This window comes from Mesobacillus subterraneus (assembly GCF_020524355.2).
Taxonomy (GTDB): Bacteria; Bacillota; Bacilli; order Bacillales; family Cytobacillaceae; genus Mesobacillus; species Mesobacillus subterraneus_C.
In genome coordinates this window covers 4183421-4194949 of record NZ_CP129019.1, presented here as the reverse complement: position 1 = coordinate 4194949, position 11529 = coordinate 4183421, and the positions used below count along the sequence as shown (strand labels likewise).

Sequence of the window (11529 nt, the reverse complement as noted above, 5' to 3'; positions counted from 1 at the left end):
GGAGGAATTCTATATGATCCAAAAATCCTTAAAGCAAATCGCCCAAATGGCCGGTGGATTGAATGATGTCAGCAAATTTGCTGATGTAACCGTCAAGGGGGGTTTCAATCGACACTCGAAAAATTGAAGCAGGAAATTTGTTTGTTCCTTTTAAAGGGGAACGGACAGATGGACATAACTTTGTCGCTGATGTCATCAAGAACGGCGGAGCTTCTGCTGCATTATGGCAAAAAGATGTCCCGAACCCTCCTGAGGATTTGCCAATCATCATTGTCGAAGATACGACAACTGCTTTGCAGGAGCTGGCAAGAAGCTACCGCAACTCGCTGGATATCAAGGTTGTCGGTATAACCGGCAGCAATGGAAAAACGACGACGAAGGACATGACGGCTAATCTGCTGGCACAAAAATACAAGGTGCAAAAGACTGAAGGGAATTTCAATAATCATTTGGGTCTTCCGCTGACGCTCCTTCGCTTGCGTGAAGATACTGAGGTTGCCGTGCTTGAAATGGGCATGAGCAGCAAAGGTGAGATTGAATTTTTAACAAAAATGGGCCGGCCGGATGCTGTAATCATCACGAATATCGGTGAATCCCATCTGTTAGACCTCGGTTCAAGGGAAGGTATTGCTGATGCGAAGCTTGAAATCATCGAAGGTCTTCAGGAGAATGGGCTGATTATATTCCATGGAGACGAGCCCCTACTAAAGGAGAGGCTGCAGGACTATACAGGGAATGGTCAGCTGAAAACGTTTGGGGCAAGTAAGGATAATGACCTTTATCCGGTCAGCATCGAGTCGGTCGAAAATGGGAGCAAATTTAAAACCAACGCCGGTGAAGAAATCTTCTATCTGCCGGTACTGGGCAACCATAATATCCTGAACGCGCTGGCAGCGATGCTTGCAGCAGAGTTCTTGGGCGTTCCTTTTGAAAAAATGAATGGTGGCTTGGCGAACCTGAAGCTGACGAATATGAGAATGGAGCTTTCTGAAGGAGCTCAGGGAGAAAAAATCATTAACGATGCCTACAATGCGAGTCCGACATCCATGAAGGCGGCAATCGACCTGGTTGCCAATCTGTCAGGCTATAATCGCAAAATCCTAGTGCTCGGTGACATGCTCGAGCTAGGGCCTCTGGAGGAAGAGTATCATTATAAGGTGGGTTCTTCCGTTGATACCGGTAAGATTGATTATGTATTTACCTACGGCAAGCTCAGCGAAGCCATCGCCAGAGGTGCGAAAGAAGTACTAGGCGGCGAAAGAGCATTCTCCTTCCAGGATAAAAAGCAGCTGAGCAATGAACTGAAGAAATACGTAACAGGCGATACAATCGTCCTTGTGAAAGGATCACGCGGCATGGCGCTAGAAGAAGTCGTCCATGCCTTGCAGCAATAAAAGCCGACAACACAAGATGTCCTGCCTAACAGGGCATCTTGTTGTATTTAACAGTATGATTACAAAAGGATATATCGATGAAAATTCGGGTTAAATGATTTAAAATGGGGAAAGATTAAATACGAGAAAAACTAATGGGTGATTGGTTATGATAGGTTGTCTGTTAATACATGGTTTTACCGGGTCACCGTTCGAAGTGGAACCACTTTCCCAATCGTTGAACAATAGGACTGACTGGAAAATTGTAGTTCCTACCCTGCCTGGCCATGGCGATGAGCTCAGATTGAAGGGAATCAAGCATAATGATTGGCTTGACCATGCCGAAAATGAACTGAAAGCGCTATTGCAAGAGTGTGATACCGTATATGTTGTCGGATTTTCGATGGGTGGGCTGATTGCGAGCTACCTCGCTTCGAATTATCCGGTAGACAAGCTTGTCCTGCTCAGTGCAGCTGCTTACTATGTAAATCCTAAACAGCTTGCTTCTGACATCAAAGAAATGATGAAGGACACGGTAAAAGGGAAGTTAAAAGAAAATGAGCTATTTAAGCGTTATTCAAAAAAAATCAAAGAAACACCTATGACCGCTACCTTGCAGTTTCGCAGGCTTGTGAGCAAAATCAAGCCTATTCTCAACGACGTAAAAGTGCCTACATTGATCGCGCAAGGCGAGAGTGACGGCATCGTTCCCCCGAAAAGCGCCCATTACTTATATGAAAATATTGGCGCTGAAGAAAAACGGCTGATTTTTTATAAGAACTCCAAACATCTGATCTGTCATTGCGATGAGAAAGAACACTTATTTAACGAGGTATATGACTTTTTGAACTCCAAACCGAGAGAAGGAATTGGAAGCTGAAGTAATTCCTCAAAAATTGCTTTTCCTTCCTAAAGATGGTATGATGAATATTGAGTGTCTAACTGAGAAAATCCTTAAAGCGGACATACTCCCGTGTTGGAGAATGTCTTTTTTTGCTAATATTTCAGGTTCTGTGCTTCAGCATGTTGTAACTGCTGATTCAGCCCTGCTTAAAACACAAGGTGCTTACACCTATTTTGCCGTAAAGGTACGATAAACTAACCAGAATCAGAAATGGTTTGGATCCTTAAACAGCCACTTAAATAACGAAGCATCGGTTGTTAACCGATGCGGGATAAATGTGAACATAAAGGAGAATGAGCAAAGTTGACAATGTTCCAAGACATGGGCATTAGCCCCGCAACATTAAAAGCTGTAAAGAATATGGGTTTTGAGGAAGCAACTCCAATTCAGGCAGAGACGATTCCAATCAGCCTTCTGAACAAAGACGTGATTGGCCAGGCGCAGACAGGTACCGGTAAGACTGCTGCTTTCGGTATTCCTCTAGTGGAAAAAATCAAGAAAGAAAACCATAACATCCAGGGAATCATCATTGCGCCAACTCGTGAATTGGCAATCCAGGTTTCTGAGGAATTATATAAAATCGGTGCTGGCAAGAGAGTAGGCGTCCTTGCGATTTATGGTGGCCAGGATATCAACCGCCAGATCCGCGCATTGAAAAAAGGGCCTCACATCATCGTCGGAACGCCAGGACGACTGCTTGACCACATTAACAGAAAGACAATCCGTCTTGATAGTGTCGAAACTGTAATCCTTGACGAAGCAGATGAAATGCTGAACATGGGCTTCATCGAAGATATCGAATCAATCCTTGCAAAAATCCCTAGCGAACGCCAGACATTATTGTTCTCGGCAACAATGCCAGGACCAATCCGCAAGATTGCTGAGCGCTTCATGAAGGATCCGGAAGTCGTTCGGGTCAAAGCGAAGGAAATGACAGTTCCTTTGATCGAGCAATACTATGTAGAAGTACAGGAAAAGAACAAGTTCGATGTTCTTACACGACTTCTTGACATCCAATCTCCGGAATTGGTCATCATCTTTGGACGCACGAAGCGCCGTGTTGATGAGCTTGCTGAAGCATTGAACCTGCGCGGCTACACTGCAGAAGGTATCCACGGTGACCTTACGCAGGCGAAACGTATGTCAGTCCTTAGAAAATTCAAGGAAGGTTCAATCGACGTGCTAGTTGCGACAGACGTGGCAGCTCGTGGACTTGACATTTCCGGTGTAACTCACGTTTACAACTTCGATATCCCACAAGACCCTGAAAGCTATGTACACCGTATCGGACGTACTGGCCGTGCAGGTAAAGAGGGTATGGCGATCACGTTTGTTACACACAGAGAGACTTCATACCTTCATGTAGTGGAAAAAACAACGAAACGCCGCATGGAGAAAATGACTGCTCCAACATTGGATCAAGCTCTTGAAGGCCAGCAAAGAGCAGTTGTTGACAAGATTACACAAACAATCGAGTCAAATAATCTTCAATACTACCGTCAGGCAGCAGATGAGCTATTGAAAAACCATGATGCTCAAACAGTCGTTGCGTCAGTATTGAAAATGCTGACTAAAGAGCCTGATACAACTCCTGTTAAGCTTACTGAGGAAAAGCCTCTTCCAAACAGAAGAGACAAGAAACCTCAAGGAGACCGCAGAAGATACGATAACAGAGGCAGCGATGGACGCAATAAAAAGCCTTACAAGCCACGTTCTGGAACGAAACGCACAGGCGGCGGCGGTGGCGGCAGCAGAGAAGGCGGCAGCTACAAATCAAGATCATCACGCTAAAATAAACACCACAAACTCGGTTTAGTTAACTAAACCGGGTTTTTTTTATTCACTAGGAAATTATAAAGTAAATTTTAATGTGGATAACTATACGGGTTTTCATAATCCAGCTCCAGCGCCTAGCCCCTCAAGTCGCTTCGGTCCGCTCAGGTGAAGTCAAAGAACGACTTCACTGGTCGGCCCTCCATCGCTTGTCGGGGCTGAACGAGGCGCTTGCGCTTCTTGTTCTGGAATTTTTTACGGAAAGCTGAACTTCTTACATGCATTAAGGATTCAAATGAATCATTTTCATCCAGAATCACTAAATTTAGCTGTCATAGCGGCTTCACATTGACTAAATGGTAAATATTCAGCTGTTATTTGGGATAATTCGACCGCTTTTCGAAATAATTTGACCCCATTCCAAGATAATTCGACTACTTTTCGAAATAATTCGATCACATTCCGAAATATATCGACCAACCCCTTCTAAGCATTAATTTTACCAGTCCAACATCGACCAAACCTGGGCATACTACCTATAAAAACGAGAGGTGGCTAATATGACGATTGTCAGGCTTGGTTATGTGGCGATGAGCGAGGAATTGAAGAATGCTTCGCCGTCACAGACAATGACTTTCAAACAATTCCAGGGAATCAAAGATAGGGATGCGTCCATTAATAAGCTGGAGAGAATCGCAACCTCCAATCTTGAAAACTGCCTGCGCCTATTAAGGCATAGTAAAGCAAACGATATTCATTTTTTTCGGCTGAGCTCGAGGTTGATTCCTCTTGCCAATCATGAAGAGCTATCAGACTGGAAGTATATGCGCGCGTTAAAAGAACCATTAAAGGATATAGGAGATTTTTTGCAGGAAAATCCGATGCGTGTTGATTTTCACCCGGACCATTTTGTCTTGCTGAATACATTGAAGACGGACACGCTGAACAATTCAATCAAGACGCTGGCGATGCATCACGCATTATTGAAGGGGATGGGAATCGATCCTGAGCATCGATGTGTCCTCCATGTCGGCGGCGTTTATGAAAACCGGGAAAAAGCGCTTGAACAATTCATTCATAATTGGGGACTCGTTTCAACCAGTCTGCAAGACATGATCATCCTTGAAAATGATGATACATCGTTCACGCTCCATGATACTCTTTACCTGTGCGAGAAGCTTGCAATACCGCTAGTGTTCGATTATCACCATCACCTGGCCCATCATGAGGACGTAAACTGGCAGGAACAATGGGGGCGAATTGTCGGGACATGGGAACACTCGAAGCTGCCAGTGAAAATGCATATTTCAAGTCCTCGTTCGGAAAAAGAGTTTCGGGCGCATGCCGAATACGTGGATGCTGACATGTTCATGGATTTCCTTAACGGCATCAAAGGCTCAGTCCCTGAAATCCACTGCATGATCGAAGCAAAAAAGAAGGACCTTGCTCTGTTCAAACTTGCTGAAGAAATGAAGCAAATGCCGGAAGTTGAAGTGATTGATGGGAGCAGTTTCATGTTAAAATAATTCCGCATAACTCATTTTCCTCCAATATAGTGCCATTCATATGTATGGTTGTTGTATACTTAGGAAGGTGCTATTAATTGGAAAAATGGGAGGAGACTTTATGACGATTTCTGAGCCGCAAAAGCGGATTTCCGAGCAGGCATTGACTGTCTGGAAAATTGCCGCAACACTTCATTCCCTTGTGGTATGGGTATTAGCGGGCGGTTTGATCGCCATTACGATATTTTTTGGTTTTCCTAAATGGATTATCGCTGCAGCTATAGCTGTGGCTGTTGTATATAGCTATTTATTTATCCTGTTATTGCCGACCTTGCGCTGGAAACGCTGGCGTTATGAAGTGAGGGAGCAGGAAATTGAACTTCAATATGGTGTATTCATCATAAAAAGGACGCTCATTCCGATGATCCGTGTCCAGCATGTTGATACACAGCAAGGTCCTCTGTTAAGAAAATATCGTTTATCAACAGTAACGGTTTCGACGGCTGCGACTGTCCATGAAATACCTGCGCTTGATATGGAGGAAGCCGAAAACTTGAGGATTTCCATTTCAAGACTTGCAAGGGTGGCGGATGAAGATGTCTGATCCGAAAAGGCTGCATCCGATCGCCGCTGTCGTCAATGGATTGCGCCAGCTGAAAGAAATGATCATCCCTTTCCTCATTTTCGTTGTTTTTGGGAGCAGGGGAACGGATTGGGATCTGTTTTACTTCTTTGGTTCCATTGGTGTTGTCGTGCTGGTGTTAGTTTATGGAGTTTTGTCGTGGTACAGATTTACATATCGCATCGAGCAAGGTGAATTGCGTATTGAATATGGATTGATCGTCAGGAAAAAGCGCTATATTCCATTCGACCGGATCCAAAGCCTTGATCTGTCAGAAGGGATTTTACAGCGGCTGTTCGGTCTTGTGAAGGTGAAGGTGGAGACAGCTGGCTCAGGTGGAATGGGACTGCAAGATGGAGAGGCGGTCCTCACGGCGATTACAAAGCAGGATGCACACGCAATCCATGATTATCTGGTATCCATTAAAAAATCAGGCCAAATCCTCCAAGGAGATGAAGAGCCGCAATCATCCGATGACCTTCTATATAAAATGTCGGTTTCAGAGTTATTGATGCTGGCGACTACATCAGGCGGAGTCGGTGTTGTCATTTCCGCTGTGTTTGCGTTCGTATTTCAATTTGAAGAATTCATTCCTTATGAGCAGATATTTGATGGAGTCGAGAACTTTGTCCAAAACGGTGTTGTTTTTATCAGTGTCGTGGTTTTTATCGGTTTCCTGCTTGCTTGGATGATCGCGCTGTTTGGCACGATGCTAAAATACGCTAATTTTACCGTAAGAAAAGTGGATAATGACCTTGTCATCACACGCGGATTGTTGGAAAAGCGCCAGTTTACGATTCCGCTTAATCGAATCCAGGCTGTCCGGATCAGCGAGAATTTCGTCAGGCAGCCTCTAGGCTATGCTTCGGCTTATGTAGAAAGCGCAGGCGGATCGGCATTAGATCAGGAAAGTTCGAAGGTTCTTATTCTGCCAATCGTGAAAAAAAGAAAAATCCCTGGCTTACTTGAACCGCATTTGACTGAGTACCACTTCCGAGTCGATTTATCACCTGCACCCAAACGGGACTACAGCAGATATTTATTGAAAGGATGGCTTTTCACGCTGCCGATCATTATTGCTGCTATCTGGTTTTTGAAGCCATGGGGCTATGCCGCACTGATTCTGCTTCCTATATCGGCATTATGGTCCTACCTTAATTACAAGGACGCGGGCTGGAGCCTTGATCAGGGAATGCTGACCTTTCGATACCGGAATATTGTCAAGAATACAGTGTATATGAGGAAAAATAAAGTCCAGTCCTTCAGCGTCAAAGAAAGCTTTTTTCAGCGGAAAAAGAATCTCGCCACCGTCGAGGCAATTGTTAAATCTGGTCATGGCGGTGCCGGCGGTAAAGTCATTGACCTGGAGAAAAAGCACGTCGACAGGATGTATCGTTGGTATTCGCATGAAACCGCGGAATAAAGAAAAAAGCGCCGATTAGGCGCTTTTTTAAAACTCTATTATCTTCTGTAAGTAGCTGCTCCAGTCAGGAAGCCTGCGAGCATTCCAAAGATATGAGCAGTAATATTGATGTTCGATTGGACGAATGTCATCACTATGGCAATGATGGCGATGGTCATAATCGTCTGGGAGTTTTCACGGGACATCATCGTTTTTCGGAACATAATGATAGAAATATAGAAACCGAACAGCCCGAAGATTGCCCCGCTTGAGCCAACATGTGTATATGTCAGCGGCTCAAGGATCAGTGTGGCGATGTTTGCAGCGATTCCTGTAAATAGATAGAGCAGGATGAATTTAGTTTTCCCAAGCAGCTGCTCGAGTGCCGGGGCGAACAGGACGAGTGAAAAGCTGTTGAATAGCATATGCGCAAACCCTGCATGCATGAAAATGGGTGTGACAAGCCGCCAATACTCGCCGTTCACAACATACAGGTTCACACCTGCTAAAAGTTCAAACAGGTATTTACTCGGAAAAATTGGCAATGCCGTCAGCAGGTATAATAAGATATGGATGGTAATGATTATTGTAATTACCGGGTAAAGCCTAATGAAGTCACGCAAGCTTTCAGTTCTTGTAAACATAGAAACCTCCTCGGTCCTCATTATTGCGAGGCTCGGATATTTGTAAATAAAGAGTTCGTTTATGCGTAAAAGTTCTAATTTTAAGGATAGCCTTAATCGGCGAAAGTTGTACACTATTTTCTATGCTGGATTCATCTTTTTTAGAAGGGAGCTTGGAAAATGATCATCGGAACGGGAATCGATATAGTCGAAATTGAGCGGATCCGCAAGCTGGTTGAATCTCAGCCGCGTTTTCCAGAACGAGTTTTAACGGAAAAAGAAAGGGAAGTTTACAGGCGATATAATGAACGGAGGGGAATGGAATTCCTTGCCGGTCGCTGGGCGGCAAAAGAGGCTTTTTCTAAGGCGAAAGGTACTGGCATCGGCAAGGAATTGTCCTTCATGGATATCGAAATAGAATCCGACCCAAACGGCCGTCCTATTGTGACGAAGCCTTATGTGGGGGGAGTCCACCTCTCCATTTCACACAGTGAACAATACGCTATTGCGCAGGTGGTCATCGAAAAAATTTAAAAGCTTGTCGGGTCCCGGGGGCATATTCGCCCAGGTTGTCTCATATATTCATAATGCAGTAAGGGAGACAAGGCTAGGGCGGCGAGAACAAGGCTGCACAAAGACTACTCAAGCAATTTTGCAGCCAGTGTCTTATTCCTGTCCTTTCTTTCCCTTTACACGTTTAAATGAGACTAAAAGGGGTTGGAAGAATGAAGAAAAGGTTATTGCTGCTTCTCGCCGGGCTCATGGTTGTTTTTGCTCTGGCTGCCTGCGGTACGAAATCACAGGAATCTGTGGTTAAGGAGTTGGATGGAACGCTCGAAGATCTGAAGAGCTACAAGGCCAAGGCAAAGATGACATTGCAAATGGGTACCGAGCCGCAAGTGTATGATGTGGAGATTTGGCATAAAGATCCGTCATTTTACCGCGTGAACTTAAAGAATGCCCAGAAGGACCAGAGCCAGATGATCCTCAGGAATGAAGAAGGAGTTTTTGTTCTGACGCCTGCCCTTAACAAAAGCTTCAAATTCCAGAGCGAATGGCCGAAAAACAGCAGCCAGGCGTACCTTTACGAATCTTTAATCATGGATATTCTCGAGGATAAGCAAGCAAAATTCTCGGCGACGAAGGAACATTATGTGTTCGAAACGAAAACAAGATATCAGAACAACAAAATGCTTCCGATCCAGGAAATCAAGCTGAACAAAAAGAACCTGGCGCCAGTCAGCGTCAAGGTGATGGACCCTGACCGGAATTCGCTCGTTACGGTTGAATTCTCCGATGTAAAATTCGACGCAAGCTTTGACAAAGATGCGTTTGATATGAAGAAAAACATGACAGGTGCACAGCTTGAGGTACCGGTTATGGCGGATGTAGAAGATAAAGAATTCACTGTGAAATATCCAGTCGCAGAAATTCCAGGCGTGACTTTAATTGATGAAAAGGAAATCACGACAGAGAACGGAAAGCGCGTGGTACTCACATATGACGGTGAAAAATCCTTCACGCTGATCCAGGAGAAAGCAGACGCGATGCCTGCAATGTCATCTGCGATCAAGATGACAGGAAAGCCAGTCGATCTTGGGTTCACAATTGGTGCGATGAATGAAACCTCAGTTTCATGGACCCACCTTGGAGTCGATTATATGCTGGCTTCAACAGATCTATCACCAGAAGAATTGGAAATGGTAGCTAAATCGGTATTGGCTGATATGGAAAAATAAGATTCCTAATGCAGGCTCAGTGTAACCTGGGACTGTTTTTTTATGGATTCAGGAATATAATGAGAGTTTTAAGGAAAAAATTTGATTTTAAGGAATATAATGCGGGTTTTAAGGAATATTATCCGCTTTTAAGGAATATATCTATTTTTTTCGGAATAAATAGTGTGGCAGTTCAATCCACGTGTCTCCCCCGCAAACTTTCTGTTCAAAAATCCGTATATATTATCCATTTGACAATGAGTTCTTTCGGTTTGATAATAAAACAATATAAATAACGTTCGGGTTGAAGGAAGTGGAGTTTTCGTTGGAGGAGCAAGGATTTTTTTACCGTGATACATGGGACGAAGTTGACCTGGATCGAGTCAAAAGAAATGTAAAAGAGATCAAGGGGCATCTGCCTGAAGATGTTGAATTTATTGCAGTTGTGAAAGCCAATGCCTACGGACACGGAGATTCGCAGGTGGCCGAGGCGGCATTGAAAGCGGGAGCATCCATGCTTGCGGTGGCGTTCATGGATGAGGCACTCGCGTTAAGGAAAAAAGGGATTACTGCTCCGATTCTTGTACTTGGTGCAAGCAGACCAGAGGATGTGAATATCGCCGCTGAAGAAGGGATCATTCTGACCGTTTTCCAGGAGGAATGGCTGGCGAGAGCGCAAGATGTACTGAAAAAGGATTCAACCCTTATGCTTCATATAAAAATAGATACAGGAATGGGACGGATAGGGATTCGGTCAGTTGAGGAATTGAAGGCAGCAGAAAGACTGATTGAAGAAGATGAGAGGTTACAGCTTCATGGAATCTACACTCACTACGCAACAGCGGATGAATTAGATGATGCGTATTTTAACAAGCAGCTCGCATTGTTCCGGGAAATGCTCAGCTCAATGGAAAAGCAGCCATCTGTTGTACACAGCAGCAATAGTGCTGCAGCCCTGATGCATGAAGAAGCACAGTTCAATGCTGTTAGAGTAGGAATCGCCATGTATGGACTGCCGCCATCAATGGAAATACAACCGGAGTTACCCGTTGATTTGCAGGAAGCGTTCACGCTCCATTCGCGTCTCGTGCATGTGAAGAAGCTGGAAAAAGGTGAAAAAGTCAGCTACGGAGCAACCTATGAAGCGCCAGAAGAAATTTGGGTAGGGACGCTCCCAATTGGGTATGCTGATGGATGGATACGCAGACTTCAAGGGCAGGAAGTGCTGGTTGATGGCAAAAGATCGCCCATCATAGGGCGTATTTGCATGGATCAATGCATGGTGAAGCTTCCGAATGAAGTTCCGGTGGGGACAATCGCGACCCTGATTGGCAGCCAGGGAGAAGAGACAATCTCGATCAATGAGATTGCCAGCAAGCTAGAAACAATCAACTACGAAGTCCCATGCATCATTTCTTCTAGAGTCCCGCGTCTGTACAGGCAGGACGGCAAAGTAGTCGATTTAAACAATTCGCTGTTATAAGACACGACCAATAATTAACAAACCTGTTTAATTTGGCTAATAACCTGAATAAAACACTATTTTTTAGGCGGATAATACTGAAGAATTGCGGATTTATCTTTGCATCTTGCATAAATAGTGATAAGA

At 44.5% G+C, this 11529-nt stretch carries 10 protein-coding genes and 1 pseudogene; 10 read left to right on the top strand and 1 reads right to left on the bottom strand.

All coding sequences use genetic code 11. The annotated features are described in order from the left end of the window. The first annotated feature begins 13 nt into the window (after positions 1-13). From LC048_RS21860 to LC048_RS21830, 7 genes and pseudogenes are all read left to right on the top strand, one after another. Positions 14-1394 (top strand): annotated as a pseudogene (locus LC048_RS21860) (UDP-N-acetylmuramoyl-tripeptide--D-alanyl-D-alanine ligase). 148 nt (positions 1395-1542) lie between these two features. Then, positions 1543-2253, top strand: a complete 711-nt coding sequence (locus tag LC048_RS21855; RefSeq protein WP_226607135.1) for an alpha/beta hydrolase — start codon at positions 1543-1545, stop codon at positions 2251-2253. Continuing rightward, entirely contained in the window at positions 2243-2470 is a 228-nt protein-coding gene (locus LC048_RS21850) for a hypothetical protein (RefSeq protein WP_226607133.1), read from the top strand. The genes LC048_RS21855 and LC048_RS21850 overlap by 11 nt, the downstream gene beginning before the upstream one ends. Positions 2471-2580: 110 nt before the next feature. Continuing rightward, positions 2581-4068, top strand: coding sequence for a degradosome RNA helicase CshA (locus LC048_RS21845; protein ID WP_306048788.1), 1488 nt, complete (start codon positions 2581-2583; stop codon positions 4066-4068). A 542-nt stretch (positions 4069-4610) separates the two neighbouring features. Then, a complete protein-coding gene (gene uvsE / locus LC048_RS21840; RefSeq protein WP_306048786.1) occupies positions 4611-5576 on the top strand; it encodes a UV DNA damage repair endonuclease UvsE in 966 nt (321 codons plus the stop codon). A 100-nt stretch (positions 5577-5676) separates the two neighbouring features. Then, the gene (locus tag LC048_RS21835) at positions 5677-6159 is read left to right on the top strand and encodes a PH domain-containing protein (protein WP_226607127.1); all 483 of its coding nucleotides are present in this window, start codon (positions 5677-5679) and stop codon (positions 6157-6159) included. Beyond that, entirely contained in the window at positions 6152-7600 is a 1449-nt protein-coding gene (locus LC048_RS21830) for a PH domain-containing protein (protein ID WP_306048784.1), read from the top strand. The genes LC048_RS21835 and LC048_RS21830 overlap by 8 nt, the downstream gene beginning before the upstream one ends. Positions 7601-7638: 38 nt before the next feature. Here LC048_RS21830 and LC048_RS21825 read toward each other — a convergent pair whose 3' ends face one another. Beyond that, the gene (locus LC048_RS21825; RefSeq protein WP_226607122.1) at positions 7639-8223 is read right to left on the bottom strand and encodes a rhomboid family intramembrane serine protease; all 585 of its coding nucleotides are present in this window, start codon (positions 8221-8223) and stop codon (positions 7639-7641) included. A 159-nt stretch (positions 8224-8382) separates the two neighbouring features. Between LC048_RS21825 and acpS the strand changes: the two genes are divergently transcribed. From acpS to alr, 3 genes are all read left to right on the top strand, one after another. After that, positions 8383-8736: a holo-ACP synthase gene (gene acpS, locus LC048_RS21820; protein WP_226607120.1), complete on the top strand. Its 354-nt coding sequence runs from the start codon at positions 8383-8385 to the stop codon at positions 8734-8736. A 191-nt stretch (positions 8737-8927) separates the two neighbouring features. Continuing rightward, complete coding sequence (locus LC048_RS21815; protein WP_226607117.1) at positions 8928-9941, top strand: LolA family protein; 1014 nt, start codon at positions 8928-8930, stop codon at positions 9939-9941. 304 nt (positions 9942-10245) lie between these two features. Next, positions 10246-11403, top strand: a complete 1158-nt coding sequence (gene alr, locus LC048_RS21810; RefSeq protein ID WP_371932083.1) for an alanine racemase — start codon at positions 10246-10248, stop codon at positions 11401-11403. Positions 11404-11529 lie beyond the last annotated feature (126 nt).

Coding starts and splice junctions, on each gene's coding strand:
- uvsE (WP_306048786.1), top strand. CDS start 4,611: ATGACGATTGTCAGGCTTGGTTATGTGGCGATGAGCGAGGAATTGAAG.
- LC048_RS21855 (WP_226607135.1), top strand. CDS start 1,543: ATGATAGGTTGTCTGTTAATACATGGTTTTACCGGGTCACCGTTCGAA.
- LC048_RS21815 (WP_226607117.1), top strand. CDS start 8,928: ATGAAGAAAAGGTTATTGCTGCTTCTCGCCGGGCTCATGGTTGTTTTT.
- LC048_RS21825 (WP_226607122.1), bottom strand. CDS start 8,223: ATGTTTACAAGAACTGAAAGCTTGCGTGACTTCATTAGGCTTTACCCG.
- LC048_RS21835 (WP_226607127.1), top strand. CDS start 5,677: ATGACGATTTCTGAGCCGCAAAAGCGGATTTCCGAGCAGGCATTGACT.
- LC048_RS21830 (WP_306048784.1), top strand. CDS start 6,152: ATGTCTGATCCGAAAAGGCTGCATCCGATCGCCGCTGTCGTCAATGGA.
- acpS (WP_226607120.1), top strand. CDS start 8,383: ATGATCATCGGAACGGGAATCGATATAGTCGAAATTGAGCGGATCCGC.